Below are 26,644 nucleotides of genomic sequence, written 5' to 3' on the forward strand. Positions count from 1 at the left end.
GCCCGCCGGGGCCGCCGCGGTCAGGAGTTGCCGAGCGGCAGCCCTGGCGGGTTGACGCGTGAGGTGGGCACGGCCTCGTCGGTGAGGTTCCACGCCTTCAGCCAGGCCGCGTACTGGCCGTGCCTGATCAGGTGGTCGACGGCATCCGAGAGGGGCTCTGCGAGCCCGCTGCCCCTCTTGGCGGTGGCGCAGATGAGGCCCTGGAGCGTGGAGCCGGCGCCCGAGTAGGTGCCGGCGCTGCGGGTGGCGCCGGGGGTGTGCGCGGTGCGCACGGTGTGGTAGGCGACGCTGGGGTTGGGCGCGAGGTAGGCGTCGATGCGCCCGGATTTCAGGGCGAGGTAGGTGCTGTTGGCGTCCTGGAAGTACCTGACGGTCAGTGCCTTCCCCGCGGCCTTCAGCTGGTCGCGCCAGTGGAGCAGCAGCTTCTCCTGGTTGGTGCCCGCGCCGACCGCGACGGTCTTGCCCGCGAGGCTGCGGTACGTGCCGTCGAACCTCCACGGGTCGGATGCGCGCACCTCGAAGCCGAGGTTGTCCTTGCGGTAGCAGGCGAACTCGTACTTCTCCTTGCGCTGTTCGGTGTCGGTGATGTTGGAGAAGCCGACGTCGGTACGGCCGCTGTCGATGCCGACGAAGAGGTTGTCCCAGGTGGCGTTGGAAAGCTGGGGCCGCAGGCCGAACACGGCGGCGACGAGGCGGCCGAGGTCGGGTTCTGAACCGGTCAGGGTCCGCTGGTCGCCGCCGACGTAGCCGAGCGGCGGGGAGCCGGCGGGGAGGAAGCCGAACCCGATGTCGAGGGTGCCCTTCCGGATGAGCCGCTTCGGCAGCTCGGCCCGGATCGCGGCGACCTCGGGGACCTTGAGGACGGCTTGGCGCGCGGCGCCGTTGGACTGCGCGCCGACGGTGACGGTGCCCTGGGCCGCGGCGGGAGTGCCGGCGGCGCCGTCCGCCGCGGCGGAGGACGAGGAGCCGCCGCAAGCGGCGAGGGAGAGGGCGAGCGCGGAGGCGGCGAGCAGCGCGACGGCGGCGCGGGGGCCGCTGCGGACACGGAGAGACGGCATGGGGATCCTCGGGCGTTCGGGGGCGGAAAGGCGGAAAGGGGCGCGGCGGGCGGGACGCCCGCCGGGCGGGTGCGGTGGGCCGGGACGCGGTGCGACCGCCGTGCGAGGCGCGGTCAGAGGACGCGGCTGAGGAACGCGCGGGTGCGCTCGTGGACGGGGTCGACCAGCACCTGTTCCGGCGGGCCCTGCTCGACGATGCGGCCCCCGTCGAGGAAGACCACGTCGTCGGCGACCTCGCGGGCGAAGCCGGTCTCGTGTGTCACGACGATCAGGGTCGTGCCGCCCTCGGCGAGCGCGGAGATCACGGCGAGCACCTCGCCGACGAGTTCCGGGTCGAGCGCGGAGGTGGGTTCGTCGAAGAGGATCACACCGGGTTCGAGCGCGAGCGCCCTGGCGATCGCGACGCGCTGCTGCTGGCCGCCGGAGAGCTGCCGGGGGTAGGCGTCCCCCTTGTCGCCGAGCCCGACGCCCGCGAGGAGTTCGCGGGCCTGCTCCTGCGCCTGGGCGCGGGTTTTGCGTCCGGTGGCGACGGGCGCCGCTGCCACGTTCTCCGCGGCCGTCAGGTGGGGGAAGAGGTTGAAGCCCTGGAACACGAAGCCGATGCGGGCCCGTTGGGCGCGGATGGCGCGGGGCGCGAGCTCCCGCAGCCTGCGGCCCTGCCGGCGCACACCGATGAGTTCGCCGTTGACCTCGACGTGTCCGGCGTCGAGTTTCTCCAGGTGGTTGACGGCCCGCAGCAGGGTGGACTTGCCGCTGCCCGAGGGACCGAGCACGGCGGTGACGTGCCCCGCGGGGACCGTCAGGTCGATCCCGTCGAGCACGTGGTGGGGCCCGAACCACTTGTGTGCGCCGCTCACCTCCACGGCGGCGGGGGCGGCCGGGGCTGCGGCGGCCGCGGTGTGTTCGCGGAATGCGGGCGCGGCTGGTGTGTTCACGCGGGGGCTCCCGGGGCGGTGCGGGCCCGCAGGGTGCGCACCGCGGTGCGGAGCCTGGCGAGCGGGGTGGGCGGCAGGGTGCGCAGGGCACCGCGGGCGAAGCGGCGTTCCACGGAGTACTGGACGACGGATACGGCGCTGGTGAGAATCACGTACCAGACCGTCGCCACCAGCAGCAGCGGGACCACGTCGCCGGGGAAGGTGCTGCCCATGTTCTGCACCTGTCCGAACAGGTCGAGCAGGGAGACGTAGAAGACCAGCGAGGTGCTCTTGACCAGGCCGATCAGCTGGTTGACGTAGGACGGCACGATGGCGCGCAGCGCCTGCGGCAGGACGATGCGGGTGAACTGGTGGCGCCGCGGCAGGCCGAGGGCGTCCGCGGCCTCGTGCTGCCCCTGGTCGACCGAGAGCAGCCCTGCCCGCACCACCTCCGCGGCGTAGGCGGCCTCGTTGAGGCTGAGTCCCACCACGGCGATGACGAGGTCGGTGGCGAGGTGGGACTCGTCGAAGTGGACGAAGCCGGGCCCGAAGGGGATGCCGAGGCTCAGTGTCCTGTACAGGGCGGAGAAGTTGTACAGGAACAGCAGCACCACGATGAGCGGCACCGAGCGGAACAGCCAGATGTAGAGCCAACTGACAGCGCGGAGAACGGGGTTGCGGGAGAGCCTGCCCAGTGCGAGCAGGATGCCGCCGGCGAGGCCGAGTACCGCGCTGTACGCGGCCGCCTTCAGTGTGACCAGCAGGCCGCCGAGGATCGAGGGCCGCAGGAACCAGTACGAGAACCGGTCCCACTGGTAGAACGGGTTGGTCGCAAGGCCGTGTGCGATCTGGGCGGCGAGCACCAGCACGACGAGGGTGGCGGCCCAGCGCCAGGGGCGCCGCTGCGGCAGCACGCGCTGTGCGGCGGCGGGCCGCGCCGGGCCGTCGCCCCGCGGTGGCGCGGCGGTGACGGGCGCCGCGGTGACGGGCGCGGGTGGCTCGCTCATGGGGGCTCCAGCGGAGTCGGTGAGGGGAGGGCGTGGACGGGGACGCGCGGCAGCCGGAGTGCGGCGGCAACCAGCCGTGCGGGGAGGCCGTTGCCGTGCGGGCGCGGCTCGGCGGTGTGCCGTGCGAGCGGCACGGGCCCGGGTGGTGAGGACGGTGCGCGGACCCGCGCGCCCGCGGCGGGCGCCGGGTCAGGCGCGGTGCGTGGCGGGGCGGCGCCGACAGAGCGCGCTGCTGACGCGGAGCAGGTCGACGCTGCGGTCGAGGACCGCGGAGAAGCAGCGGTGGCAGCGCCACATGGCCTCGTCAGCCGCTGTGCGCATGCCCTCTCACCCGCCCCCGGTCTCGTGTGCTCCCACCGCCGAAGACGCCCGGCGGGCCCTCAGTTAGGCACGGGGAACGGATCGGTGTCAACGTGCGCGGCGCGGTGCGGCCCGCGTGCCCACCCCGCGTCCCACCCCTCAGGACGGCGGTTGACGCGGCGCGGCGCGGGTGGTCGACTGACGCCATGCAGAGGCGAGTTGCGCTGGTCACCCGCGGGCACATCGACTTCGGTCGCGTGTGGTCCGCGGCGTGTAGCGCCTGACGGCCACCCTCCAGGTCCTCAGCCGCCCGCGCTCCGTCTGCCCCTCGCCGCCCCGTCCACCGCTCGCCGTGTGCCCGCGCACCCGTCCTGGAGCCCGTGCACGGGGGTCGGCGGCCGCGCCCTGTCCGCGCGTTCCCGCAGGAAGGTTCCCTTTCCCATGGCCACGACGCCCTCCGTGCCCGCAAACCCCCAGGACGCCGCCTGGGTGCGGGTGCGGGCCTCGGATCCGCTGGTGGCCCCGATGCTGCGCCAGCTCGGGGACGAGTACTCCGCCCGCTACGGCAAGGACGCACACACCGAACTGGCGCGCTATCCGGCCGAGGAGTTCGAACCGCCGCACGGGGTCCTGCTGTTGCTGCTGGAGCAGGGCGCCGCGGTGGCCGGCGGCGCGTACCGCCGCCGTGACGCGTCGACCGCCGAGCTGAAGCGGATCTGGACGCACCCGGCGCACCGCAGGAGGGGTCTCGCCCGCCGGGTGGTCGCCGAGTTGGAGCGGACGGCGGCCGCGGCGGGCTACCCCCGGGTCTACCTCACCACGGGCCCGCGCCAGCCGGAGGCACGCGCCCTGTATCTCGCCGCCGGCTACACGCCTCTCTTCGACCTGTCGGCGGATCCGGAGGACATCGGCCCGCTGCCGTTCACGAAGGACCTCGCACCGCCGCCGTACACCGGCCGGCGCGTGGTGTGAAGCGGCCGCCGGCGGGAAAGGGGTCCGGCAGTCATCGCCGCGGCGCCCGCACGGGTCCCGCGGCGCGGTACCGACGAGGGGCGCGCTGACGACATGGGTGAAGGGCCGGCGGACGCCGGACGGCAGCTGGCGGGCGGCGGCCCCGCCGCGGGAGTCGGCACGGAGCGTGCGGGGCGGCCGCGGCTGCCGGTCCGGCAGCTGGCGGCGGCCTCCGTCGGCAACGCCGCGGAGTGGTACGACTGGTACGCCTACTCGTTCCTCGCGGTCTACTTCGCCGACCAGGTGTTCCCCAAGGGCGCAGGCGACTCCCTCGTGCCGCTCCTCTCCGCCTTCGCGGTGTTCGCCGTGGGGTTCTTCATGCGGCCCGTCGGCGGCCTGCTGATGGGGGCCGTGGCGGACCGGCGGGGCCGCCGCGCCGCACTGACCCTCACCATCCTGCTGATGGGCGGCGGCAGCCTGCTGGTCGGCGTGACACCGACGTACGCCGCGTCCGGGCTGCTCGCCCCGGTGGTCCTCGTGGCGGCCCGGCTCGTCCAAGGCCTCTCGGTGGGTGGGGAGTTCGCGGCGTCGACGACCTTCCTCGTGGAGTCGGCGGGAGAGGGCAGGCGCGGGCTGTTCTCCAGCTTCCAGTACGTGTCGACGACCGTGGGCCAACTGGTGGCATCCGGCATCGCGGCCCTGCTCGCCGGCAACCTGACCGAGGGCCAGATGGCGTCCTGGGGCTGGCGGATCCCGTTCCTCCTCGGCGCGGTCATCGCGCTCGTCGGCTTCTGGATCAGGCGCGGGGCCGTGGAGACCCGCAGCGCGCCCGCGCCGGGGGCCGCGCGGCCCGGTCTCTTCGAGGCGCTGCGCCGCCACCCGCGCGCCTCGCTGCTGATCTGCGGGATCACCGCGGGCGGCACGATCGCCTACTACACGTGGACGACGTACCTGCCCACGTATGCGACGGTCAACGCGGGTGTCGGCAAGGGGACGGCGCTCACCGCGGGCACGATCTCGCTGGCCTTCTTCGCGGTGCTCCAGCCGCTCGGCGGCATCCTCTCCGACCGCGTGGGCCGCAAGCCGCCGCTGATCGCCTTCGCCGTCGGGTTCGCCGTGCTCGCCGTGCCGCTGCTGCACCTGCTCCGCGGGGGCTTCTGGTCGCTGCTGCTGGTGCAGTGCGCCGGCATGGTCCTGCTGACCGGGTACACGGCGGTCGCCGCCGCCGTGAACGCGGAGGTCTTCCCCGCGCGGGTGCGCGCCGCGGGCATCGGCTTCCCCTACTCCCTGACAGTGGCCCTCTTCGGCGGGACCGCGCCGTACGTCGGCACCTGGTTCGCCGACGCCGGGCACGCCGGCTGGTTCCCCTGGTACGTGGCGGTGCTGTGCCTGGTCTCCGCCCTGGTGTACGCCAGGCTCCCGGAGACGGCCCACGGGACGCTGGAGCGCTGACCGCGCGCGTCCGCATCACGCCTCGCCGGGGTCCTCCTTCCGTTCCGCGAGGTCCTGTTCGAGCAGCCCCACGAGTTCCCTTGCGCGTGAGATGTGCACCACGAGCAGCGCTCGGTAGCGGGCGAAGTCCCCCTGCCGCAGGGCGTCGAGCAGTTCGCGGTGCTCGGCCGCCGCCGCGCGGTCACGCTCGGGGATGCGCTCGGACATCAGCACCCGGTACGGCCGCTGCCGCTCCGCGACCCGCTTGACCTCGTGGAAGAGCACGGGGCGGTCCGCCAGGCGCCAGAGGATCTCGTGGAACCGCTCGTCGAGTTCCACCCTGCGCCACACCGCGCCGGTGTCGATGAGGGACTCGATCTCTCCGTTGATCTCGTCGAGCCGTTCGATGTCCCGTGCGGGGATACGCCCGGCGGTCCTGGCGAGTTCGGCCTCCAGGGACTCCCGCAGCCAGCAGATGTCGGCCATCTCGCGCGGGGTCAGCTCGGTGACGAAGTGGCCCCGGTTGCGGTGGTGGATGAGCAGTTGCTCCGCCACGAGGATCTTGAACGCCTCGCGGACCGGGACGCGCGACTGACCGAGCGCCAGCGCCGTCTGGTCCTGGCGCAGGTGCATGCCCGGCCTGAACTCCCCCACCGCGATCTTGTGGCGGATCTGGTCCGCGGCGTTCTGCACCTTGAGCCCGTAGCCCCCGTCGACGGGTTCCTCACCTGACACCGCAGTCACCTCCGACTCGTTGACCGTCACCCTATGCGAGTTATACGGTCCATAGATAACATGTTATGTCATCGGAGCCGGATGAGCCCGCAGGACTCGACGCCTCCGCAGAGTCCGTTGCGGGGCCCGGCAGCGCAGAGCCCCGCACGATCCGCAGACCAAGGACGGTGTCACGTTGCCCCCCACCACGAGCCACGCATTCAAGACACTCGGCCGCCGACTCAGCAACTGGGGCCGCTGGGGCGAGGACGACCAGCTCGGCACGGCGAACCTCCTCACCGACGAGACGCGCAGGGCGGCCGCCGCCCTGATCCGCACCGGGAGGATCGTCGACCTGGGGATGCCGTTCGGCGACGAAGGGCCCCAGACCGGGGCCAACGGAAGATTCAACCCCATCCACCGCATGACGCAGCTGCCCACGGACGGTGCGACGCCGAGCGGCCAGATCGTCTCCGACGACATGGTCGTCATGCCGCTGCAGTGCGCCACCCAGTGGGACAGCCTCGCGCACGTGGGATACGACGGGCTGCTCTACAACGGCGTGCCGGCCACCGCGGTGACGGCCTCCGCCGGAGCCACGCGGAACTCCGCGGACCAGGTCGTCGGCCGCCTCGTCGGGCGCGGGGTGCTGCTCGACATCGCCCGCCTCAAGGGCGTCCCCAGCCTCGGCGCCTCGGAGGAGATCACCGCGGACGACCTGGACGCGGCGGCTCTCGCGCAGGATGTCGAGGTGCGTCCGGGCGACATCCTGCTCGTCCGCACGGGGTGGTACCGCCACTTCCTCGATCCCTCGCTCGGCGTGCCCTACGTGAGCGACGCCGTGCCGGGACTCGGCGTCTCCTGCTGCGCGTGGCTGCACAAGCGGCAGGTGGCAGCCGTGGCGGCGGACAACCAGGCGGTGGAGGTCAAGCCCAGCGTGGAGCCGGGCGCGGGGCTGCCGGTGCACATGGTCCTGATCAGGGACCTCGGCATGACCCTCGGTGAGATGTTCGACCTGGAGGAGCTCTCCGGGGTCTGCGCGTCGGAGGGCCGCTGGGAGTTCTTCTTCAGCGGTCTCGGCCTCAAGGTCAGCCGGTCCGTGGGCTCGCCCGTCTCCCCCGTGGCCATCATGTAGCGGCGCGGGACCCCTTCCCCGCCCCCAGATAGTATGTTATTTCTTCTGGGAGGGCGCGGACAGGGCCTTCACACAGCATGCGCGCGCCGCGTGGCGCGGGGTGCCCCCACCTCCCCTGAGCACGAACGAGCCGCCGCTGGTCCAAAGGAGCACCAGTAAGGAGCATCACCATGGATGTCGGTCACAGCGCCGCGAAGGGGCACGTCACCAGGCCCTCGGCCCGTGAGCAGTTCACGGTCTACCTGTCGGGCTACCTCGGCACCGCGATCGAGTGGTACGACTTCTACATCTACGGCGTCGCCTCGACGCTCATCTTCGCCAAGATCTTCTTCCCCGACGTGCCGTCCTGGCTGGGGATCATCGCGTCCTTCGGAACGTTCGCCACCGGCTACATCGTCCGGCCGATAGGCGCGGTCATCTGGGGGCACTACGGCGACCGCCTCGGGCGCAAGCGGGTGCTCGTGCTCACCGCACTGCTCATGGGGCTCGCCACCGTCCTCGTCGGTGCGATGCCCACCGCGGCCCAGGTCGGGCTGGTCGCGCCCCTCCTCCTCGTCCTCCTGCGAGTGGTGCAGGGGCTCGCCGCTGCCGGCGAGTGGGGCGGCGCGTCGGTCATGACCTCGGAGTTCGCCAGGCCGGAGCAGCGCGGCCTGTGGGGCAGCATCTCCCAGCTCGGCTCCATCTCCGGCACCGTCATCGCGACCCTCGTCTTCACCTGGGTCGAGTCCCTGCCGAAGGCCGCGTTCATGTCCTGGGGGTGGCGCCTGCCCTTCCTTGCCGCAGCCCTCCTGGTGGGCCTCGGCCTGTGGATGCGGTTCCGGCTGGAGGAGAGCCCGGTCTTCCGCGCCGCGCAGGAGCACAAGGACCTGCACGCCCGGGTGCCGCTCCTCGAACTGCTGCACAAGAACAGGCGCGGTGTGGCCCAGGCACTGCTGATCACCATCGGCCCCTTCACCGCGAGCTCCATCTTCCTCACGTTCTCGGTGACGTACGCCGTGCAGATCGGCTACGCGACGGACACCGTCCTGCACGCCGCGATCATCTGCCAGGCCGTCTCGATCCCCTTCATCCTTGGCTTCGGCGCGCTGTCCGACCGGGTGGGGCGCCGACGGCTGTGCTCGATCGGCGCTGTCCTCCTCGGCGTGAGTGCGCTCACCGTGTTCCCGCTGATCAACACGCATTCCCCGGCCGGGCTCTACGCCGGCTGGCTGTTCATGTACGTGTGCTGGTCGATGATCTTCTCGATCGCGCCGTCCTTCTACTCCGAGCTGTTCCCCACCAACACCCGGTACACCGGTGTGTCCCTCGGCTGGCAGCTGTCGGGCGCCGTGGGCGGCGGCCTGACCCCACTGATCGCCAGCTCGCTGCTGCTCGCCGCCGGCGGCCCGCCGCACACCTGGCTCATCGGCCTCTTCACGGCCCTGACCTGCGTGGGCACACTCGTCGGCGCGCTGCTCACGCCCAAGGCAGCGCGCGCGGCCGAGCTGGTGTGAGCACACCACGGCCCCGCGTTCCGCCGCCCAGGACCGCCGTCCGGGTCCCCCTCAGAAAGGAAGCCCCATGAGTACCTCCCGACCGCCGGAACTCCTCGCCACGCGCAACACCATGAAGGACAAACTCGCCCGCGGAGAACACGTCTTCGGCGTGTGGCTCGACTCGATGCGCACACCGGCCATCGTCCGCATCGCCGCCGCCGCGGGCTGCGACTACGTGTTCATCGACATGGAGCACTCAAGCCTCTCTTTCGAGAGCGTCGGCGACATGTGCGAGATGGCCAGGGCATGCGGTATCACCCCCGTGGTCCGGCCGTACTCACTCGACTCCGGAGTCGTCGGCCGGGTCCTCGACATCGGCGCGATGGGTGTCATGTTCCACGACGTGACCACCCCGCAGGAGGTACGGCGCATGCGGGACGCGGCGCTCTACCCGCCCGCGGGCAACCGCGGTTCGACCGCCCAGTCGGCGGCCCAGGACTACCGGGGCGGCCCGGGCGCCCGGATCAAGGCCGCCGTGGACGACCAGGTGCTGATCGCCGCGCAGGTCGAGAGCGCCGAAGGGGTGGCGCGCCTCGACGAGTTGCTGGCCGAGGGCGTCATCGGGTTCGTCGAGGTGGGCAGGGGCGACCTCTCCACCGACCTCGGCCATCCCCTGGAGACACGCCACCCCGAGGTTCTCGCGGCGATCGACTCCGTGGTCGCGGCCTGCGACCGCCACGGGGTGGCCTGCGGCACGCTGTGCTCCTCGCTGGAGGACGCCGCCGACATGCTCGCCCGCGGGATGCGGTCCGTCGTCTACCCCAACGAGCGGAACATCCTGCTCAGTTACTACCGTGACACGATGGACTCCCTGCGTGGCCTGGCCGCGGGCAGGCCGGCGGCGGGAGGCTCCCCGTGTTCGTCGTGATCGTGTCCTTCACCGCCCGCGAGGAGTCCCTCGCGGAGGTGCACCGCGAGATCGCCCGCAACGCCCGGGCGTCCGAGGCCGAACCGGGCTGCCTCTCCTTCACCGTGCTCCAGGACCCGCAGGACCCGCGGGCGTTCGTGCTGTACGAGCAGTACCGCGACGAACGGGCCTTCACCGAGGAGCACCGTTCGACCCCGCACTACGAGCGGTGGAAGGCCGTGGAGCGCCGGTGCGTGATCGACGGCAGCCGGTCGGTGCGCACCCTGGTGCCGCAGGCGGGCACACCCGCGGGGGCGCAGGGACAGCACGGGGTGGGCGCGTGATAGCCACCGTCAACCCCGCGACGGGCGAAGAGGTGCGCAGGTACGCCCCGCACACCAGCGCCGAGGTCGAGCGCAGGGTGGCGCTCGCCGCGACGGCGCAGAGCGCCTGGCGGCACACTCCCGTGGCCCGGCGCGCGGAACTGCTCGGCGCTGTCGCCCGGGTCCTGCGGGCGGGCGCCGAGGACCACGCCCGGCTGATCACCCTGGAGATGGGCAAGCCCCTTGCCGAGGCGCGGGCCGAGGTCGAGAAGTGTGCCGTCACGCTCGACCACTACGCACGGCACGCGCCGGGGTTCCTCGCCGACGAGGCCCTGGCGTCGGACGCGGCCGACAGCAGGGCCGTCTTCGAACCGCTGGGCGTGGTGCTGGCCGTCATGCCGTGGAACTTCCCCTTCTGGCAGTTCTTCCGTTTCGCGGCGCCCGCGCTCGCAGCGGGCAACGCCGCCCTGCTCAAGCACGCGGCCAACGTCCCCGGGTGCGCACTCGCCGTCGAAAGGGTGCTGGCCGCGGCCGGCGCGCCCGTCGGCCTCATCTCCGCGCTGCTGGTCGAGGCCGACGCGGTGGCCCCGCTCATCGACGACCCGCGTGTCGCCGCCGTCACCCTGACGGGATCGACCCGGGTCGGCGCCCTCGTGGCCGCCCGCGCGGCGGCCGCCGTCAAGAAGCAGGTGCTCGAACTCGGCGGCTCCGACCCGTTCGTGGTCCTCGCCGACGCCGACGTACGAGAGGCGGCGCACGCCGCGGTCGCGGCCCGTTTCACCAACACGGGCCAGAGCTGCGTCAACGCCAAGCGGTTCATCGTCGATGCCGCCGTGGCCGACGAGTTCACCGCGCGCTTCACGGAGCGGGCGCGCGCACTGACGGTCGGCGACCCCTTCGACCCGGCCACGGCCGTCGGGCCGCTGGCCAGGCCCGACCTGCGGGCCGCCCTGCACGACCAGGTGCGCCGCAGCGTCGAGGCGGGTGCCGTGCTGCGTACCGGCGGCGAACCACTGCCGGGCCCGGGGTCGTACTACCCGCCCACGGTCCTCGACCGGGTGGTGCCGGGCCATGCGGTCTTCGACGAGGAGACGTTCGGTCCCGTCGCGGCCGTCACCCGGGTCGAAGGCGACGACGAGGCGGTCAGGCTCGCGAACCAGACGGAGTTCGGGCTCGGCGCGTCGCTGTGGACATCGGACCGGGAACGCGCCGAGCGGCTCGCCCGGCGGATCGACGCGGGTGCGGTCTTCGTCAACGGGATCGTCGCCTCGGACCCGCGACTGCCCTTCGGCGGCGTCAAGGCATCCGGCTACGGGCGCGAACTCGGCTCCTACGGCATCCGGGAGTTCGTCAACGTCAAGACGCTGTGGATCGGACCGCGGCACGACAAGGAGGTGCCACGATGACAGGACCCACACCCCGGCGGCCCTTCCCCCCGGCCGTCCTGCGCCCCGAGGAGCGGCCCGCGGTCGACCGCGGCAACGGCGCACGCACCACACCGCTGGTCGACCGCGCCCTCGGCGCGACCGGCTTCCTCAACGGGATCACGGCCTTCGAACCGGGCGCGGCGATCGGGCACCACCTGCACAACTGCCCCGAGAGCGTCATGGTCATCGAGGGCGAGGCCGTGGTGGACATCGACGGGCGGGAGACGCCGCTGCGCCCCTTCGACGTGACGTTCGTGCCCGCGAACATCCCCCACCACTTCCGCAACGCGTCGGCGTCCCGGCCGATGCGCATCTTCTGGACGTACGCCTCGGTCGACGCGACCCGGGCGCCGGCCGCGGGCGGGCGCGCGACCCGCATCGACGAGGAGCAGCGGACGGCGGGCGGCGCCGGGCGCGAGGGCGTCACGGAGTGCGTGGCCCTTCAGGTGCGGCCCGGCGCGCAGGAACAGTTCGAGGCCCGGGTCGCCGAGGCGGCCCCCCTCTTCCAACGGGCCGCAGGCTGCCGCTCGTTCGAGCTCGTGCGGTCCGTCGAGGACGGCCTCTCCTACCAGCTGCTCATCGAGTGGAGCACCCTCGACGACCATCTCGTGGGGTTCCGGACGAGTGAGGACTTCGTCCGGTGGCGGGAGCTCGTCATGCCGCTGCTCGTCGCTCCGCCCCGGGCGCACCACGTGCGCCACGTCCTCAGGTCCTTCTGACCACGATCCGCACGCAACACCGATCCGTACAGCAACAGTCCGCGAGGAGAACGAGATGAACACACTGCCAGAGGGACACGTCGTCGCGATCACCGGTGCGAGTTCGGGCATCGGCGCGGCCACCGCGCGGCGCCTCGCGGCCGCCGGCGCGTGCGTCGTGCTCGGCGCCCGCAGGCGGCAGCGGCTCGACCTGCTCTGCCGCGAGCTCGGCGACCGCGCGGTCGGCGTCCCCATGGACGTACGGGACCCCGAGGCCGGCCGAGAGCTGGTGGCGAAGGCCGTCGGGCACTTCGGCCGGCTCGACGCCCTCGTCGCCAACGCGGGCGTGGGCAGGTACGGAGGCATCACCGACCACACGGACGAGGAGCTCGCCGAGATGCTCGACACCAATGTGGCGGGCACCGTGTGGCCCGTGCGCGCGGCGGTTTCGCACATGCGGGAGCGCGGCTCGGGAGACATCGTCGTCGTCAGCTCGGTGGCCGGCCTGGACGTGCGGGCCAACGAGGCGGTCTACGGGGCGACCAAGCACGCCCAGATCGGGCTGGCGAAGGGCCTCGACAGGGAACTGCACCGGTCGGGCATCCGGGTGACCGCACTGTGCCCCGGCGGTGTGGTCACCGAGTTCGCCATGGCGCCGGGGGCCGGGCGCACGGAACGCTCTCCCGAACTCGCCGACATGCTGCGGGCGGAAGACGTGGCGGAGTCGGTCCTGACGGTGCTCGCCCAGCCCAGGGGCGTGCGCACGCTCGTGTACAAGCTGCGGGGTCTTTCCGAGGAGGACTGAGCGCTCCTCGCGGGGGTGGGACGCAGGGCCGGCCGGGTGCGTGCGGGCCGGCCCCGCAACGGCGCCGGGCCGGGCGCGGCGGACGGGGACGGGCGGGAAGGGGCGGCGCTGCCGTGCAGACGATGTGGATCGAGGCGTTCCTCGCGGTCGTGGACCGGCACGGCTTCTCTGCCGCGGCCGGCCATCTCTACCGCTCGCAGGGGCGGGTGAGCAGCTACGTCACCGCCCTCGAACGGGAGCTTGGGGTACGGCTGTTCGACCGCCATCAGCGTCCCACCCGTCTCACCTCGGAGGGTGAGGCGTTCCTCCCGCATGCCAGGGCGCTGCTCGACGAGCTGGACACGGGGCGCCACGCGGCGCTTGCGGTGAAGGGACTGGCCCGGGGTGACGTGGCCGTCGCCACGTATCCGAGCGCAGGCTGTGAGTATCTGCCGCACGTCCTGCGGAACTTCGCCCGCGACTACCCGGACATCGAGGTCAAGCTGGTCGAGCGGCGGATACGCGGCCTCGACCAGGTGCTCGACTCCGAGGAGGCGTCGATCGCCATCCGCCCCACGGTCCCCCGGCCGATGTGCCGCACACCCGTCCATGCCCAGCCGCTGTGGCGGGAGCCGATGTGCCTGGTGGTCGCCGAGGACCATCGGCTGGCGCGCCGCGGCGCGGTGCGGGCGGCGGACCTGGCGGACGAGCCGCTGATCATCGGGGGCCGCAACAGCGAGGACGCGGAGATCACCCGGCTGCTCTCGGCGGTCGGGGTCACCCCGCGGATCAAGTACATCTCCAACCAGCCGCAGTCCATCGTCGCGATGGCCAGGCAGGGACTCGCCTGCGGGATCATCAATCTGATGGCGCTCCAGAGCATTCGGCTCGACAAGGTGGCAGTCGTGCCCGTGGCCCCCGAGATCAGCCGGGAGGTCGCCGTGTACTGGACGGCGGCGGCGGAGCCGTCGGCGGCGGCGATGGCCCTGCTCAGGACGGTGCTGCGGACCCCGCCCCCGCAGCAGGTGGTGGATCTGCGGGGCACCGCGCACCGCCGCCACCCCGCTGTGTTTCCGCCGCTGTGAACGGGGGCGGCCGCCTCAGTCACCGCCGCCCGGCTGCCCGCTTCGCGCGGCGGGCGGCCGCGCCCCGTCGGCGGGGCGGCCGGCCGCCCCGCGCCCGCGGGCCCTGCCGACCAGCAGGACGACGACCACACCGAGTACCCCGGTGCAGGCGATGCCGAGCATGCCCGCGCTGAAGCTGCCCGTCGCGTCCTTGGCCGAGCCCATCGCGTAGGGGCTGACGAACCCCGCGAGGTTGCCGATGGAGTTGATGGCGGCGACGCCGCCCGCCGCCGCCGCGCCGGTCAGGAACGTCATCGACAGCGTCCAGAACACCGGCTGCATCGCGTAGAGGCCGAACATGACCCCGCACAGGCACACCATCTTGGGCAGGGCCCCCGGTATCCAGACGGCACCCGCGATGCCGAGGGCCGCGAGTCCCAGCGGGACCGCCGTGTGCAGGCGCCGCTCCCCCGTGCGGTCCGAGTGCCTGCTCCACAGCACCATGCCGACCGCGGCCACCAGGTAGGGCACGGCGGTGGTCAGGGTGACGCCGACGTCCGACCGTACGCCGAAGCCCTGGATGATCTGCGGGAGGAAGACGCCCACCCCCGTGTTGACCGAGCAGATGGCCACGTCGACCACGGCGAGGGCGAGGATGCGGGGGTGGGTGAGGGCCCTGAGGACGGGCACGTGTCCGGCATCCGCTTTCGCCTCGGCCCGTTCGGCCGCCAGGCGCGCGCCCAGCCAGGCGCGCTGCTCGTCGGGGAGCCATCGGGCGTCCTTCGGGGAGTCGGAGAGGTAGAAGAACGTGACGACACCGAGCACGACGGCCGGTACGGCCTCCACGATGTAGACCCATTGCCAGCCCCGCAGCCCCAGTGCGCCGTCGAGGGAGAGCAGTGCGCCCGACAGGGGCGCCCCGACGACCACGGACAGGGGCACGGACACCATGAACAGGCTGATGATGCGGGCACGGTGGGCGGCGGGGAACCAGAGGCCGAGGTAGAAGATGACTCCGGGGAAGAAGCCGGCCTCCGCGGCGCCGAGCAGGATTCTGACGGTGTAGAAGCTCGCCTCACCCCGCACGAGCACCATCGCGCCGGAGACCAGCCCCCAGGTCACCATGATCCTGGCGATCCAGCGGCTCGCGCCGGCGCGCGCGAGCATCAGGTTGGAGGGCACCTCGAAGAGGAAGTAGGTGAGGAAGAAGGCGCCGGCGCCGAACCCGAAGGCCCCGGCCGTCAGGCCCAGGTCCTTGTTCATCTGGAGGGCCGCGAAGCTCAGGTTCGTGCGGTCGAGGTAGGAGACGAAGTAGCTGACGAGCAGAAAGGGCACGAGCCTCTTGCTCACGCGGCGCACGGTGCGCTGTTCGATCTCCGTCATGTGCCCGGTCCGGTCCTGAGTCATGTGCGGGCCATCGCGTAGACGTCCCGGGCCGTGTCGTGGAAGAGGCTCTGCTTCTCGGACGGCGTGCCGTCGGCGACCGCGAGCTTGTAGCAGTTCCAGACGTCCCGGTACGTGAGGAAGTCCCGCGTCACCGGGAAGTTGCTCTCGAACATGCACCGCTCGGGGCCGAAGAGCTCGATGCAGGTCTCCACGATCGGCCGTGCGGCACGGGCGAGTTCTCCGGGATCGACGGTGGCCGCCGTCTCGAACCCGAATCCGAAGACCGGCATGAAGAAGCCGCCGAGCTTCATGTAGACGTGGGGCAGCGCGGCCAGCGCCCTGAGCCCCGCACGCCATTCGGCGAACGCCTCGTCGCGCCTGGCCGCGTACGCGCCCGTGCCGATGGGGCCGCCCGCGTGGTTGACGACGACGGGCGTCCCGGGGTGAGCGGCGGCGAGGGAGAGCAGGTCCCCGAGCTGGGGGTGGTAGAGCCAGGCGTCGAAGCTCAGGCCGTGTGCGGCCAGGCGGGCGTAGCCGGCACGGAACCGCTCGTCGCGCAGCATGCCGGGCGGTGCCAGCTGCTTGACCTCGGGGTCGTGGGCGGCGATGTGCCGTACCCCCTTCAGCCGGCCGTTGCCTGCGGCGACCAGGGCTTCGAGTACCCGGTCGGCCTCGGCGCCGAGCGTCAGGTCGGCGAAGCCGACGATGGAGGAGCAGAAACGGGTGGGGCCGTAGCGGCCGCTCGCGCCCACCGCCGCGGCCCCGGCCGCGAACTCGACCTCGCCCACGGGGCGCAGGGCCTCGGGTCCTTCGGCGCGGTGGAAGGACCCACACTCGATGTAGACGGTGGCCCGCACGTCGTGTCCGCTGCGCAGGTCGGCCACCAGGTCGTCGACCAGGTACCGCCCGGCGGCGCCGTGCCAGAGGTGGTGGTGCGGGTCGATGATGGGGAGGGCCGGGTCGACGACGGGGCCTGAGGGGACGTTCACGGGGATCTCCTGGGTGCCGTGGCCGCCGTCGGCGTCCGCGCCACCGGTGGGCGCCGGCACGGCCGGTGGTCAGAGGAAGGCGATGGCGGACGGGCTCGGTGTCGCCACGGTGCGCGTCACGGTCAGACTGCCGTTCATGGTGTCGACGGCGAACTCGACGATGGAGTCGCCCTGTTCGTTGGCGACGAACAACCGCGTGCCGTCCGGCGCGAGCGCCATGAAGCGGGGTTCTGAGCCGCCGCTCGGCACCCATCCCCCGAGGTGAGGACGGTCGCCACCGTCGTCCAGGGAGAACCGGGCCACCAGGTCGGCTCCGCGGTGGGAGACGTACAGGAAGCGTCCTGACGAGCCGACCACGATCTCGGCGGCGGTGCTGTGCCCGAAGAAGGAGTCCGGCAGCGCAGGCACCACGTGCAGGGGCGCCAGCACGCCGGCAGCCTCGTCCCAGGCGAGCGACACGACCGTGGAGTCGATCTCGGTGACGACGTAGGCGCGCGGCAGCACCGGGTGGAAGGCGATGTGCCGTGGGCCGGAGCCCGGCCGCAGGCGTGCCTCACTGACGACCGCCAGCTCGCCCGTGCCGTCGTCGACCCGCAGGACGAAGACGCGGTCGAGGCCCTTGTCGGGGACGAGGAGAAACCGTCCCGACGGGTCCATGACCGTGTCGTGGGGGTGCGACGCCTTCTGCTCGACCCGGTGGGGCCCTGCGGGACCCGGGAGCGCCAGGCGGTGCGTGGCGTCGAGCGGGCTGCCGTCAAGCGCCAGCGGCAGCGTCGACACGCTGCCGTCGGCGTAGTCGGCCACGAAGAGGAACCGTTTCGACGGGTGCAGTGCCACGGCGACACCGTTGCGGCCCGCCGAGTGTGCCCGGCCGAGCGGGGCGATCGCGCCGGTGGCCGGGTCGACGGTGCAGGCGGTCACGGCGTCGAGATCACCATGGGCCGCATACACCACGTTCCGCTCGGGATCGGCCCGCAGGAAGGAGGGGTTGTCGATGCCGTCGAGCCGGCCGGCGGGCCGCCACGGCGTGCCGCCGCCGTGGTGGAAGACCCGGATGCCGGTGCCGCGCGCTTTTCTCTCCTCGGTGGTGAAGCATCCGACGACCGCCAGCGGGCGGCGGCCGGGTCGGTCCTGCCGGTCCGGTGTCACACTGTCATCGCTCATCTGGTCCGCCTCGCGGTGGTGTGGGGGCATGGGTGAGGGGCAGGGGCACTCTCCAGGCTCGGCCGGCGCCACTACAGGGGCTGCCGGGTGGCCTGGCGGGTCGTCAGCCGCCAGCCGCTGTCCTCCCGCTCCCACACCAGGACGTGGTGGATGCGCATGGTGAAGGCGGGGACGCCGGGCGGCCGGGCCACCATGTCGAGCACGCCGATCGTGACCGCGCCCGTACCAAGGACGCGGGTCTGCCCGGCGATGCGGGTGATGGCACCGTGGGCGTGGCGGCCGGCCGCGACGCCTTCCAGGTACTGGCCCTTGGTCTCGACAAGCCCGGTGGTGTGGACGAACCGGGTGAGGCGGTCCGACATGATCTCGTCCAGTGCGGCGACGTCCGACTCCGTCTGGGCGAGGAAGAACGCGTCCTCCCTGGCGCGCACCTGCGCGGTGTTTTCCATGCTCGTCTCCGTTCGTCTCTCGATACGGGGCAGCCGCCGCGGACGAGGCACCACGGCGGACCGGTGCGGCCGCGGGGCCGGGGTTACGGCCGTGCCGCCGTGGACTGGCGGAGCAGGAGGCGCCAGGTGCCCTGCTCGACGCCCCAGACCAGCGTCTGTTCACACCGGGTGGCGGCGGCCGGGCGGGCCGGGTCGGACACCTCGACCGTTCCCGTGGTGACCGCAAGGTCCCCGTGGACCGCCGTGCCGCCGCTGAGCCTGCGGACGCGGGCGGGCCCGAAGACGCCGCTGGCCAGGCCGAGAAGGTACTCCTGTCTGGTGTCGGCGAAACCCGTGGGATGGATGTGGACGAGCTGCGGGGAGAGCAGCTCGCCGAGGCCCGCGGAGGGGCCCCCTGCGCCGGTCTCCGCGAGCGCTTCGTACAGGAGCTTCTCGCGCTCCTCGACGATCCGGACGGTGTCCTGTTCCGCCGTCCCTGCCGATGCGGTCATGGGCTGGCTCCCGCTCCGAGTCTGGGGGTGGTGAAGGGGCTGGGGTTCTGCATGGGTGTGCCGTGCGAGAGGTGCGCTCGCGGGGTCCGCGGCTGTCACACCGGGATGCGTGTGGCGTGGCGCACCAGAAGGCGCCAGACTCCGTCCTCCTTGATCCAGACCAGGGTCTGGCGGATGCGGATGCTGAACGGCTCGCCGTGGGCGGTGTCGATCATGTCGATGAGGCCGCGGGTGACGGCGGTCTCGCCGAGTATCCGGGTGTGGCCCCGTACGGTCGTGGTCGGTCCGTGGCGGTGCACTCCGTGCCGCTGGCCCGCGATGTTCTCCGCCTTGGTCTCGGCGATGCCCGTCGAGTGGACATAGGTCACGTCCTCGGAGAGGAGATCTTCGAAGGCGTCGGTGTCACCGGCCGCAAGGGCGGCGTAGAGCGCCTCCTCGCGGCGGGCGATCAGGGCACGTTCGGTGCTGTCGTCTGACATGGCGCGTCACTTCCGGTTCGTGGGAACGCCGCGGCCCGCGGCCCGGGCGGGTCAGCCCCGCGGGATCTTCTTCTTCGCGACCTGGTGCTCGATCTCCCGTACGCCGCTGCCGTTCGCGATGAGCCGGCCGACCGTCTCCTCGATTTCCACGATCTCCTCGATCTCGTGGAGCACGTCCGCCGCGCGCTCCGCCGGGATTACGACGACGCCGTCGTCGTCCCCCAGGACGATGTCGCCCGGCCTCACCTGGGCACCACCGCAGGTGATCGCCACGTCGAAGCCCTGCGGTTCCACCTCTGTCGGGGGCCGCACCCCGGCCCCGCGCGAGAAGAGGGGCATGCCCAGGTCGCGCTGTCCCGCGCGGTCCCGTGTCTTGGAGTCGGTGACGATGCCCGCGGCGCCCGAGCGGTGCGCGAACGTCGCCATGTTGTCGCCGAGGAGATTGTCGTGGGTGCCGCCCGCGCCCATGACCAGGACCTCGCCCTCGGAGATCCTCGACAGCAGCTCGTACATGCTCTCCTTGAGCCCGCCTGAGCGCCGCGTCGGCCCGAAGGCGACGGTACGGGCCCGGGCCGCGACACGGCTGCCCGCCACGAGCGGCAGTACCTCGTCCATCCAGCCGCTCAACCCGAGCCGGAGAAAGGCGTCCGTCACCAGGCCCGTAGGAACATCTCGAAATCGCGCGAGGACATCGTCACCGATTTTCTCCTGCATGCTTTCCGGCATCTCTCACCTCAAGGTGTCGACAGGAATGCGCGGCAGTGCACCGCCCGTTCGTACGGGAATTTCCCGACGCCGAACAGCAGGCCGCATGCGTTTCGTTCACACGGCCGTGGGCGCCCGGGCCGCCGTCGGGCGATCACGTACAAGGACGTTAAATGCTTGTTGCAAGGGGGTCAACGCCGGAATTCAGGTCGTTTCCATCCGGAAATCGGATAGTCCTCTTCAGGGCCCCGTACCGGCGTGGCAGCGCCGCGAGAACGATCCGGCTCCCGGCCATGGCCACGCCCCGCGGCCCGCGGCCGCCCCGCCGTCGGCCCCCTGGCGGAGTCCGGGAGCCGGTAGGCTTCTTCGCCTGGAAAGCTCCTCGAAATTCAGCAGGAAAAGGAACCGAAAATCCCCATTGCCCGATTTGACAGCCGGCAGAGGGTGTCGCTGCCGCCGTCGCGCAGGGCAATGAACCGGCACCGAGCCAGACAGCCACAGGAAGGGACAGCATGACGAACGAGTCCGACATATGGGCGAATCCGAACTTCCCGTCGGTCGATCAGTCGGATCGCACCGTTCCCGTCAACCTGCGCCAAACAGGTCGACCTGACATCACGCTTCTGATATCGACACGCGCCCGGAAGTCGCCCTACTGGCACCTGGCCGTCGAGGCCGGCTGCCGACGCGCAGAGGTGTACAACCGCATGTACCTGCCCAGGGGTTACGTCTCCAAGGAGGGCGACGGCGGGTCCGCGGCCGAGTACGAGTCGTTGACGGAGCGTGTGACGTTATGGGACATCGCGGCCGCACGACAGATCCGCGTACAGGGGCCCGGGGCCACCGAGTTCGTCGACTACGTCGTGACGCGGGACGTCACACGGCTGGCACCCATGCGCGCTGCGTACGTCGTGCTGTGCGATACCGAAGGCCGGGTGGTCAACGACCCGCTGCTGCTGAAGTTCTCCCCCGAGGAGTACTGGTTCAGTATTTCCGACTCGGACCTCTCGCTGTGGCTGAAAGGGGTGAACGCCGGCAAGGGGTTCGATGTCCGAATTGAGGAGATCGACGTGTCACCCGTCCAGGTCCAGGGCGCGCAGGCACACAGGCTGATGGCCGACCTCATCGGCGACACGGCATCCGGGATGCCCCCTTTCGGGCTGGCGGAGGCCCGGATCGAGGGGCTTCCGGTGGTCGTTTCGCGCACGGGGTTCTCCGGCGAGGCCGGATATGAGGTGTACCTGAAGAATTCCAGCACGCACGCGGAGAAGATGTGGAATGCCATCCTCCGAGCGGGCGAGAAGTACGGGCTCGCGGTGACCGGTCCCATCCAGCCGCACCGGATCTCCTCGGGAATCCTCGCCTGGGGGCAGGACGTCGACCATGAGATGGTCCCTTTCCAGGTCGGCCTGGCGGCCCACATCCCCCGCACCAAGGCGTCGGACTACATCGGCCGGGACGCCCTCGAACGAATGCGGGCCGAGATCGCCGCCGGACACCATCCGTACAAGCTCACCATGGTGGGGCTGAGGATGGAGGGGGAGCCGATCGCGGACTACCTGTCCGACTTCTGGCTGGTCGCGCCCGCACCGGACGCGGAGCCGGTGGGCTATGTGACGTCCGCTGCGTACGCCCCGAAACTGCGGACGAATGTCGCCTTGGCCCGGCTGCCGGTCGACCTCGCGGTTCCGGGGACACCGGTGTACGTGTTCGAGCCGACGGGTGACGCGACGGGCAGGAGCATCCCGGCGGTGGTCTCGGTCTTCCCCATCGAGTGAGCCGTCCCGGTCCCGATCGCTCGGGGTAGGCCCGAGAATGCGCCAGGGCCGGTTTCCGATGCCTCGGAAACCGGCCCTGAACTGCGACTCTGTCGAGTCGGGACGACAGGATTTGAACCTGCGACCCCTTGACCCCCAGTCAAGTGCGCTACCAAGCTGCGCCACGTCCCGATGCCCGTGACCTGGGGTTTCCCCCGGCCGAACGCGCAAGAGAAGAGTACCGCACTCACCCGGGTGGTCACGAACCGCTTCCGGTGGGCGTCGGACGGCCGTGCGGGGGAAGCTGTCCCTGGCGCAGTGGATTGTTCGGTCACACGGAAGGAACCACGTCATGCCCGCAAGCAGTGACCTGCTCATCGACGGCTTCGGCCGCATCCGGGAGGTCGTGCACGAGGCGGTGGACGGTCTTGGCCCCGAGGAGCTCGCCACCCGGCTCGACGACGACGCGAACTCGATCACCTGGCTGGTCTGGCACCTCACGCGGGTCCAGGACGACCATGTCGCGGACGCCGCGGGCTCGGAGCAGGTGTGGACGGCGGACGGCTGGTCCGACCGGTTCGAGCTGCCCTTCGAACCCGCGGCGACCGGGTACGGGCACTCCTCGCGCGACGTGGGCGCCGTCAGCGGCGTCTCGGCCGACCTGCTCACCGGCTACCACGAGGCGGTGCACGACAGGACGGTCGCCTATCTGCGCACGCTCGGGGACGACGACTTCGAGCGGGTCGTGGACGACGCCTGGACCCCTGCGGTGACGCTCAGGGTCCGGCTCGTCAGCGTGCTCTCCGACGACCTCCAGCACGCGGGCCAGGCCGCGTTCATCCGCGGGGCGCTCGAACGCCGGTAGCGGCCGCCTGCCCGGCTGCTGTTCCCCCCGCGGGAGCCCCGCCCGCCGCGGCCTGCTCGGCGGCGGCCTTCTCGGTCGCCGGGAGGTACGAGAGCAGCTCCCGCGCCGCCGACGTGGTGCGCCGTCCTTCGGGCACGGCGACCGACACCTCCCACTGGCAGCTGTCCGCGTCGGCGAGCTCCACCGTGCACAACATCGCCGCCTGCGGCTTGCGGGCGACGGGGCGCGGGACGACCGCGACCCCGAGGCCGTGTCCCACCAGTTCGATCAGGCTGTGCACGTCGTTGACCTCGAGCGCGACCCTGCGCTCACGGCCCGCGGACGCGAACGCGGAGTCGGTGCGGCTACGGGCGCCCCAGTCCGTGTGGAAGTCGACGAAGGTCTCGTCGGCGAGTTCGGCCCAGGTGATCTGCTCGCGCACGGCGAGCGGATGCTCGGGCCTGCACAGCAGCACCATCCGCTCGCGGGTCAGCGGCAGCAGCCTGATGCCGTCGGGGACCGAGCAGGACAGCGCGAGGAACGCCAGGTCGAGCCGCCCCTCGGCGACGTCGGCTGCGAGCGCGGCCGAGCCGGCCTGCCGCAGCCGGATCTCCACGCCGGGGTGCTCGGACCTGAACCTGGCCAGCAGGCTCGCCACGTCCACCCCCGCGATGCACTGCTCGGTGCCCACGGCGAGCGTGCCGCGCAGCAGCCCCTGCACCGCGGCGACGGCCTCCTTCGCCGAGCGGACGCTGGCGAGGGCCCTGGACGCCTCGACGAACAGGGCGCGCCCCGCGTCGGTGAGCTCCACCCGGCGCGTCGAGCGCACGAACAGCGGGGCGCCGAGCTCGCGCTCCAGCGCGCGCACGGAGGCGGAGAGGCCGGACTGGGAGACCATGAGACGTTGCGCCGCGCGCGTGAAGTGGCGCTCCTCCGCGACGGCGACGAAGTATTCGAGATGGCGCAGTTCCACGATTGAGAAGCCTAGTCTCTCAATGCGTTCACTTTCTTCTATTGGACGGACAGGCCGCCGGGGGTCCAGGGTGTGGGACGTCTCCCCCAGAGGAAGGTGAACCCCACTATGAAGACTCGCCGCATCGGGACCGCCGAGGTCAGCTCGATCGGTCTGGGCGGTATGCCGATGTCCATCGAGGGCCGGCCGGACGAGGCGCGGTCCGTCGCCACCATCCACGCGGCTCTGGACGCCGGGGTCACGTTCATCGACACCGCCGACGCGTACCACCAGTTCGCCGACGAGGTCGGGCACAACGAGTCGCTGATCGCCAAGGCGCTGGCCGGCCACGAGCGCGGGTCCGAGGTGCTCGTCGCGACCAAGGGCGGCCACCTGCGTCCTGGCGACGGGTCGTGGACCCTGAACGGCTCGCCCGCGTACCTGAAGGGCGCCTGCGAGGCGTCCCTGCGGCGGCTCGGCGTCGAGGCCATCGGGCTCTACCAGTTCCACCGGCCCGACCCGAAGGTGCCGTACGAGGAGTCGGTCGGCGCGATCCGCGACCTGCTCGACGAGGGCAAGATCCTCCAGGCGGGCATCTCGAACGCCAACCCGGAGCAGATCAGGACGGCCAACGAGATCCTCGGCGGCCGCCTGGTGTCCGTGCAGAACCAGCTCTCCCCCGCGTTCCGCTCCAGCGAGCCCGAGCTGGACCTCTGCACCGAGCTCGGCATCGCGTTCCTGCCGTGGAGCCCGTTCGGCGGGATCAAGAACGCGGGCGCGCTCGGCTCGCGCTTCGCGCCGTTCGCCGAGGTCGCCAAGGCCCACGACGTCAGCCCCCACCAGGTGGCGCTCGCGTGGCTGCTTGCGAAGTCGCCGGTCACGGTGCCGATCCCGGGCGCGAGCCGCCCCGAGTCCGTCCGCGACTCGGTGCGCGCCGCCGACCTGGAGCTGACCGCCGAGGAGCTGGACCGCCTGGGCGCGGCCTGAGCCGCCCGGCGCGCGACGGCCCCGGCTCCCGGCGGCCGGGGCCGTCCCCGCCTCACAGCACGTGCGCGTCGAGCCAGTCCGTGAGGTCGCGGTGGACCTCGTCGCGGTTGGTCTCGTGCAGGATCTCGTGGCGCGCGTCCTCGTACGCCTTCCAGGTCAGGTCGGTCAGGCCGAGGTAGCGGAAGTCCTCGATCAGCTCGTAGACGAGCGTCATGCGCTGGTGGCACGGGTCCTGCTCGCCGACCGCGACATGGACCGGCAGGTCGGCGGGGATGCGGGCGAGCGCCCGCGGGTCGTTGATCTTGCGGACGCCGAGCACCCAGTCGAGCGCGAGCCCGGCGGAGAACGGGAAGCCGCACCGCTCGTCGGCCGCGTAGGCGTCGACCTCCGCCGCGTCGCGCGACAGCCACTCGAAGCCCGTGCGGTGCTCGTACGGGTCGTTGAACGAGGCGAACAGCTCCGTCACGAACGACGAGCGCGCGTCCCTGCCCTCCTTCTCCGCCTCCAGTTCGAGCCGTACGGCGGTCTCGGCGGTCTCACAGCCGGGCAGCGAGCGGAACGTACCGGTGAGGATCAGCCCGGCCAGGTCGTCGGGGAACTCCTGGGCGTAGTCGCGCGCCAGCATCGAGCCCATGCTGTGGCCGAGCAGGAAAAGGGGCGCGCCGGGGTGGAGGGTACGGGCCTTCTCCCCCGCCGTGCGCAGGTCCTCGACGTTCGCCCGCCAGCTGTCGCCCTCGGCGCCCGCGGCCCCGTACCCGCCGGTCGAGGTGGCGGTCGCGCCGTGGCCGCGCAGGTCGGTCGCGAGGACGCCGTAGCCGTGCGCGGTCAGGTGCTGCGCGAGGCCGTCGTAGCGCAGGGCGTGCTCGGCGGCGCCGTGCGCGATCTGCACCAGGGCGCGCGGCCTGCCGCCCTCGGGCAGCCAGGTGTAGCCGGCGATCTGGACGCCGTCGTGGGCGGTGAGCAGTCCTGGCGTGTAGCGGATCATGGGCGGCGCCTCCGGTGCGGTGTGGGCATGCGGTCGCGCGGGCCTCCCCGCGACTCTCTTCCCGTGCCCCTGTCCCCGCGCCCGTACGCCATGCCCCTCAGCCCTCGAAGTCCTCCCTGCGGTGCAGGTGTGCGGCGAGTTCGGCGGCGAGCGACTTGACCGTGTCGAGTCCTGCCCTGCCCCAGCGGTGCGGCTCCGTGTCCCCCGCGCACACCGTGCCGAGGACCAGGCCGGCCCGGTCGGCGACCGGCGCGCCGAGGTAGGCGCGGATGCCGGCCTCGTCGACCAGCGGGTTCGCCGCGAACCTGGGGAAGTCCCGCACGTCTTCGAGGACGAGCGCCCTGCCCCTGGCCACCACGTGCGGGCAGAAGCCGCGGCTGCGCGCGAGGCCCCGCCCCACGCGCCTGCCCGGCGGTGTGTGCAGGCCGGCGAAGAACTGCCCACCGCCGAGCAAAAAATTGACGCCCGCGTACGGCGCGCCGGTGAGCCGGGCGAGCCGCAGGGCCAGCGCGTCGAACGCGGGCTCGGGGCGCTCGCCGAGGCCGAGCCCCCGCAGCCGCCTGTCGCGCTCGGGCGCCTCGCGGTCGTCCGGGGTGATCAGCATCCTGCCGATCGGGTCGTAGGTCACGAGGCCGCCTCCCCCGCGGTGGCGGAGGTGAGCAGGTGCTGTACGAGGGTGACGAGGGTGCGGATGCCGGAGCTGGCGATCCTGGCGTCGCACAGGACCACGGGCACCTGGGGGCCGAGGCCGATGGCGTCCCTGATCTCGTCGGCGTCGTAGCGGAACGAGCCGTCGAACTCGTTGACGGCGACGACGAATCCGATGCCCCGCTGCTCGAAGAAGTCGACGGCGGAGAAGGACTGCTCCAGGCGGCGGGTGTCGGCGAGGACGACGGCGCCGAGCGCGCCCGCGCACAGCTCGTCCCAGAGGAACCAGAACCTCTCCTGCCCCGGCGTGCCGAACAGGTAGAGCACATGGTGCGGGTCGAGGGTGATCCGTCCGAAGTCCATGGCGACCGTGGTGGAGGTCTTCGCCTCGACGCCCGTGAGGTCGTCGAGCCCGGCCCCGACCTGGGTGAGGAGTTCCTCCGTGCTGAGCGGCGCGATCTCGCTGACGGCGCCGACGAAAGTCGTCTTGCCCGCGCCGAACCCGCCGGCGACCAGCACCTTCAGTGCCTGCGGGAAGGCCTCGGGCCCGGCCGCCGGGTCGGCGGGCGCGGCGGGGTCGGCGGCGGGCGCGCGCGGCGCGGGGGTCCTGGCGCCGGGGG

The 26,644-nt window shown here is 72.1% G+C and carries 29 protein-coding genes and 1 tRNA gene; 13 read left to right on the plus strand and 17 right to left on the minus strand.

Annotation, left to right across the window (positions count from 1 at the left end; translation table 11 throughout):
- Nucleotides 1-20: 20 nt before the first annotated feature.
- The 4 genes from AB0910_RS01365 to AB0910_RS01380 form a co-directional block, all read right to left on the minus strand.
- Entirely contained in the window at nt 21-1,058 is a 1,038-nt protein-coding gene (locus AB0910_RS01365) for an ABC transporter substrate-binding protein (protein ID WP_366742412.1), read from the minus strand.
- 113 nt (nt 1,059-1,171) lie between these two features.
- On the minus strand, nt 1,172-1,921 hold the full coding sequence (locus tag AB0910_RS01370; protein WP_366742726.1) for an amino acid ABC transporter ATP-binding protein: 750 nt from the start codon (nt 1,919-1,921) through the stop codon (nt 1,172-1,174).
- 68 nt (nt 1,922-1,989) lie between these two features.
- Complete coding sequence (locus tag AB0910_RS01375) at nt 1,990-2,979, minus strand: amino acid ABC transporter permease (protein ID WP_366742413.1); 990 nt, start codon at nt 2,977-2,979, stop codon at nt 1,990-1,992.
- 189 nt (nt 2,980-3,168) lie between these two features.
- Nucleotides 3,169-3,300 (minus strand): hypothetical protein, encoded by a 132-nt coding sequence (locus AB0910_RS01380; protein ID WP_366742414.1) that lies wholly within the window; start codon nt 3,298-3,300, stop codon nt 3,169-3,171.
- Between the two features lie 420 nt (nt 3,301-3,720).
- On the opposite strand from AB0910_RS01380, the gene AB0910_RS01385 reads away from it, so the two are divergent.
- Together AB0910_RS01385 and AB0910_RS01390 are read left to right on the plus strand one after the other, a co-directional pair.
- Nucleotides 3,721-4,251, plus strand: a complete 531-nt coding sequence (locus AB0910_RS01385) for a GNAT family N-acetyltransferase (RefSeq protein WP_366742415.1) — start codon at nt 3,721-3,723, stop codon at nt 4,249-4,251.
- 93 nt (nt 4,252-4,344) lie between these two features.
- The gene (locus AB0910_RS01390) at nt 4,345-5,682 is read left to right on the plus strand and encodes an MFS transporter (RefSeq protein WP_366742416.1); all 1,338 of its coding nucleotides are present in this window, start codon (nt 4,345-4,347) and stop codon (nt 5,680-5,682) included.
- 15 nt (nt 5,683-5,697) lie between these two features.
- Here the strand turns inward: AB0910_RS01390 and AB0910_RS01395 are convergent, their stop codons facing one another.
- Nucleotides 5,698-6,396 (minus strand): GntR family transcriptional regulator, encoded by a 699-nt coding sequence (locus tag AB0910_RS01395; protein ID WP_366742417.1) that lies wholly within the window; start codon nt 6,394-6,396, stop codon nt 5,698-5,700.
- A gap of 175 nt (nt 6,397-6,571) precedes the next feature.
- Between AB0910_RS01395 and AB0910_RS01400 the strand changes: the two genes are divergently transcribed.
- The 8 genes from AB0910_RS01400 (at nt 6,572) to AB0910_RS01435 (ending at nt 14,209) form a co-directional block, all read left to right on the plus strand.
- Nucleotides 6,572-7,510: a cyclase family protein gene (locus AB0910_RS01400; RefSeq protein ID WP_366742418.1), complete on the plus strand. Its 939-nt coding sequence runs from the start codon at nt 6,572-6,574 to the stop codon at nt 7,508-7,510.
- Nucleotides 7,511-7,680: 170 nt separating this feature from the next.
- Nucleotides 7,681-9,003 (plus strand): MFS transporter, encoded by a 1,323-nt coding sequence (locus AB0910_RS01405; protein WP_366742419.1) that lies wholly within the window; start codon nt 7,681-7,683, stop codon nt 9,001-9,003.
- A gap of 67 nt (nt 9,004-9,070) precedes the next feature.
- Nucleotides 9,071-9,913, plus strand: coding sequence for an aldolase/citrate lyase family protein (locus AB0910_RS01410; RefSeq protein WP_366742420.1), 843 nt, complete (start codon nt 9,071-9,073; stop codon nt 9,911-9,913).
- On the plus strand, nt 9,901-10,236 hold the full coding sequence (locus AB0910_RS01415; RefSeq protein WP_366742421.1) for a putative quinol monooxygenase: 336 nt from the start codon (nt 9,901-9,903) through the stop codon (nt 10,234-10,236). The genes AB0910_RS01410 and AB0910_RS01415 overlap by 13 nt, the downstream gene beginning before the upstream one ends.
- Nucleotides 10,233-11,621 (plus strand): aldehyde dehydrogenase family protein, encoded by a 1,389-nt coding sequence (locus AB0910_RS01420; protein ID WP_366742422.1) that lies wholly within the window; start codon nt 10,233-10,235, stop codon nt 11,619-11,621. Before AB0910_RS01415 ends, AB0910_RS01420 begins: the two co-directional genes overlap by 4 nt.
- A complete protein-coding gene (locus tag AB0910_RS01425) occupies nt 11,618-12,361 on the plus strand; it encodes a cupin domain-containing protein (protein ID WP_366742423.1) in 744 nt (247 codons plus the stop codon). The genes AB0910_RS01420 and AB0910_RS01425 overlap by 4 nt, the downstream gene beginning before the upstream one ends.
- A gap of 55 nt (nt 12,362-12,416) precedes the next feature.
- Nucleotides 12,417-13,145 carry an SDR family oxidoreductase gene (locus AB0910_RS01430; RefSeq protein ID WP_366742424.1) on the plus strand — a complete coding sequence of 243 codons (729 nt, stop codon included), beginning with the start codon at nt 12,417-12,419 and terminating at the stop codon, nt 13,143-13,145.
- Nucleotides 13,146-13,267: 122 nt separating this feature from the next.
- Nucleotides 13,268-14,209 (plus strand): LysR family transcriptional regulator, encoded by a 942-nt coding sequence (locus AB0910_RS01435; protein ID WP_366742727.1) that lies wholly within the window; start codon nt 13,268-13,270, stop codon nt 14,207-14,209.
- 15 nt (nt 14,210-14,224) lie between these two features.
- On the opposite strand, the gene AB0910_RS01440 is transcribed toward AB0910_RS01435, so the two are convergent.
- The 7 genes from AB0910_RS01440 to AB0910_RS01470 form a co-directional block, all read right to left on the minus strand.
- Complete coding sequence (locus AB0910_RS01440) at nt 14,225-15,571, minus strand: MFS transporter (RefSeq protein ID WP_366742425.1); 1,347 nt, start codon at nt 15,569-15,571, stop codon at nt 14,225-14,227.
- Nucleotides 15,572-15,591: 20 nt separating this feature from the next.
- Nucleotides 15,592-16,623 (minus strand): amidohydrolase family protein, encoded by a 1,032-nt coding sequence (locus AB0910_RS01445; RefSeq protein WP_366742426.1) that lies wholly within the window; start codon nt 16,621-16,623, stop codon nt 15,592-15,594.
- 9 nt (nt 16,624-16,632) lie between these two features.
- Entirely contained in the window at nt 16,633-17,727 is a 1,095-nt protein-coding gene (locus AB0910_RS01450) for a lactonase family protein (RefSeq protein ID WP_366742427.1), read from the minus strand.
- 71 nt (nt 17,728-17,798) lie between these two features.
- Nucleotides 17,799-18,176 carry a nuclear transport factor 2 family protein gene (locus AB0910_RS01455; RefSeq protein ID WP_366742428.1) on the minus strand — a complete coding sequence of 126 codons (378 nt, stop codon included), beginning with the start codon at nt 18,174-18,176 and terminating at the stop codon, nt 17,799-17,801.
- 83 nt (nt 18,177-18,259) lie between these two features.
- Complete coding sequence (locus AB0910_RS01460) at nt 18,260-18,667, minus strand: nuclear transport factor 2 family protein (protein WP_366742429.1); 408 nt, start codon at nt 18,665-18,667, stop codon at nt 18,260-18,262.
- A gap of 95 nt (nt 18,668-18,762) precedes the next feature.
- On the minus strand, nt 18,763-19,146 hold the full coding sequence (locus AB0910_RS01465; RefSeq protein WP_366742430.1) for a nuclear transport factor 2 family protein: 384 nt from the start codon (nt 19,144-19,146) through the stop codon (nt 18,763-18,765).
- A 51-nt stretch (nt 19,147-19,197) separates the two neighbouring features.
- Entirely contained in the window at nt 19,198-19,872 is a 675-nt protein-coding gene (locus AB0910_RS01470) for an RraA family protein (RefSeq protein WP_366742431.1), read from the minus strand.
- 491 nt (nt 19,873-20,363) lie between these two features.
- On the opposite strand from AB0910_RS01470, the gene AB0910_RS01475 reads away from it, so the two are divergent.
- On the plus strand, nt 20,364-21,629 hold the full coding sequence (locus AB0910_RS01475) for a glycine cleavage T C-terminal barrel domain-containing protein (RefSeq protein ID WP_366742432.1): 1,266 nt from the start codon (nt 20,364-20,366) through the stop codon (nt 21,627-21,629).
- Between the two features lie 97 nt (nt 21,630-21,726).
- On the opposite strand, the gene AB0910_RS01480 is transcribed toward AB0910_RS01475, so the two are convergent.
- A tRNA-Pro gene (locus AB0910_RS01480) sits at nt 21,727-21,800 on the minus strand.
- A 160-nt stretch (nt 21,801-21,960) separates the two neighbouring features.
- On the opposite strand from AB0910_RS01480, the gene AB0910_RS01485 reads away from it, so the two are divergent.
- Entirely contained in the window at nt 21,961-22,473 is a 513-nt protein-coding gene (locus tag AB0910_RS01485) for a DUF664 domain-containing protein (protein ID WP_366742433.1), read from the plus strand.
- Here AB0910_RS01485 and AB0910_RS01490 read toward each other — a convergent pair.
- Nucleotides 22,445-23,425 carry a LysR family transcriptional regulator gene (locus tag AB0910_RS01490; protein ID WP_366742434.1) on the minus strand — a complete coding sequence of 327 codons (981 nt, stop codon included), beginning with the start codon at nt 23,423-23,425 and terminating at the stop codon, nt 22,445-22,447. The genes AB0910_RS01485 and AB0910_RS01490 overlap by 29 nt on opposite strands.
- A gap of 108 nt (nt 23,426-23,533) precedes the next feature.
- Between AB0910_RS01490 and AB0910_RS01495 the strand changes: the two genes are divergently transcribed.
- Nucleotides 23,534-24,391 (plus strand): aldo/keto reductase, encoded by an 858-nt coding sequence (locus AB0910_RS01495; RefSeq protein ID WP_366742435.1) that lies wholly within the window; start codon nt 23,534-23,536, stop codon nt 24,389-24,391.
- Between the two features lie 52 nt (nt 24,392-24,443).
- Here the strand turns inward: AB0910_RS01495 and AB0910_RS01500 are convergent, their stop codons facing one another.
- The 3 genes from AB0910_RS01500 to AB0910_RS01510 all read right to left on the minus strand — a co-directional run bounded on the left by AB0910_RS01500 (nt 24,444) and on the right by AB0910_RS01510 (nt 26,549).
- Complete coding sequence (locus AB0910_RS01500; RefSeq protein WP_366742436.1) at nt 24,444-25,376, minus strand: alpha/beta hydrolase; 933 nt, start codon at nt 25,374-25,376, stop codon at nt 24,444-24,446.
- A 97-nt stretch (nt 25,377-25,473) separates the two neighbouring features.
- Nucleotides 25,474-26,004, minus strand: coding sequence for a GAF domain-containing protein (locus tag AB0910_RS01505; protein ID WP_366742437.1), 531 nt, complete (start codon nt 26,002-26,004; stop codon nt 25,474-25,476).
- Nucleotides 26,001-26,549 carry an ATP/GTP-binding protein gene (locus tag AB0910_RS01510; RefSeq protein ID WP_366742728.1) on the minus strand — a complete coding sequence of 183 codons (549 nt, stop codon included), beginning with the start codon at nt 26,547-26,549 and terminating at the stop codon, nt 26,001-26,003. Before AB0910_RS01510 ends, AB0910_RS01505 begins: the two co-directional genes overlap by 4 nt.
- Nucleotides 26,550-26,644: the final 95 nt, after the last annotated feature.

The organism is Streptomyces sp. NPDC047002 (assembly GCF_040704505.1).
In the GTDB taxonomy this organism is placed as follows: Bacteria; Actinomycetota; Actinomycetes; order Streptomycetales; family Streptomycetaceae; genus Streptomyces.

Bases quoted from the DNA above. Each gene is read 5' to 3' on its own strand.
- AB0910_RS01365 (WP_366742412.1), bottom strand. From the start codon at position 1,058: ATGCCGTCTCTCCGTGTCCGCAGCGGCCCCCGCGCCGCCGTCGCGCTG.
- AB0910_RS01410 (WP_366742420.1), top strand. From the start codon at position 9,071: ATGAGTACCTCCCGACCGCCGGAACTCCTCGCCACGCGCAACACCATG.
- AB0910_RS01500 (WP_366742436.1), bottom strand. From the start codon at position 25,376: ATGATCCGCTACACGCCAGGACTGCTCACCGCCCACGACGGCGTCCAG.
- AB0910_RS01385 (WP_366742415.1), top strand. From the start codon at position 3,721: ATGGCCACGACGCCCTCCGTGCCCGCAAACCCCCAGGACGCCGCCTGG.
- AB0910_RS01450 (WP_366742427.1), bottom strand. From the start codon at position 17,727: ATGAGCGATGACAGTGTGACACCGGACCGGCAGGACCGACCCGGCCGC.
- AB0910_RS01425 (WP_366742423.1), top strand. From the start codon at position 11,618: ATGACAGGACCCACACCCCGGCGGCCCTTCCCCCCGGCCGTCCTGCGC.
- AB0910_RS01465 (WP_366742430.1), bottom strand. From the start codon at position 19,146: ATGTCAGACGACAGCACCGAACGTGCCCTGATCGCCCGCCGCGAGGAG.
- AB0910_RS01485 (WP_366742433.1), top strand. From the start codon at position 21,961: ATGCCCGCAAGCAGTGACCTGCTCATCGACGGCTTCGGCCGCATCCGG.
- AB0910_RS01405 (WP_366742419.1), top strand. From the start codon at position 7,681: ATGGATGTCGGTCACAGCGCCGCGAAGGGGCACGTCACCAGGCCCTCG.
- AB0910_RS01435 (WP_366742727.1), top strand. From the start codon at position 13,268: ATGTGGATCGAGGCGTTCCTCGCGGTCGTGGACCGGCACGGCTTCTCT.
- AB0910_RS01495 (WP_366742435.1), top strand. From the start codon at position 23,534: ATGAAGACTCGCCGCATCGGGACCGCCGAGGTCAGCTCGATCGGTCTG.
- AB0910_RS01375 (WP_366742413.1), bottom strand. From the start codon at position 2,979: ATGAGCGAGCCACCCGCGCCCGTCACCGCGGCGCCCGTCACCGCCGCG.
- AB0910_RS01470 (WP_366742431.1), bottom strand. From the start codon at position 19,872: ATGCCGGAAAGCATGCAGGAGAAAATCGGTGACGATGTCCTCGCGCGA.
- AB0910_RS01430 (WP_366742424.1), top strand. From the start codon at position 12,417: ATGAACACACTGCCAGAGGGACACGTCGTCGCGATCACCGGTGCGAGT.
- AB0910_RS01440 (WP_366742425.1), bottom strand. From the start codon at position 15,571: ATGACGGAGATCGAACAGCGCACCGTGCGCCGCGTGAGCAAGAGGCTC.
- AB0910_RS01455 (WP_366742428.1), bottom strand. From the start codon at position 18,176: ATGGAAAACACCGCGCAGGTGCGCGCCAGGGAGGACGCGTTCTTCCTC.
- AB0910_RS01390 (WP_366742416.1), top strand. From the start codon at position 4,345: ATGGGTGAAGGGCCGGCGGACGCCGGACGGCAGCTGGCGGGCGGCGGC.
- AB0910_RS01380 (WP_366742414.1), bottom strand. From the start codon at position 3,300: ATGCGCACAGCGGCTGACGAGGCCATGTGGCGCTGCCACCGCTGCTTC.
- AB0910_RS01460 (WP_366742429.1), bottom strand. From the start codon at position 18,667: ATGACCGCATCGGCAGGGACGGCGGAACAGGACACCGTCCGGATCGTC.
- AB0910_RS01475 (WP_366742432.1), top strand. From the start codon at position 20,364: ATGACGAACGAGTCCGACATATGGGCGAATCCGAACTTCCCGTCGGTC.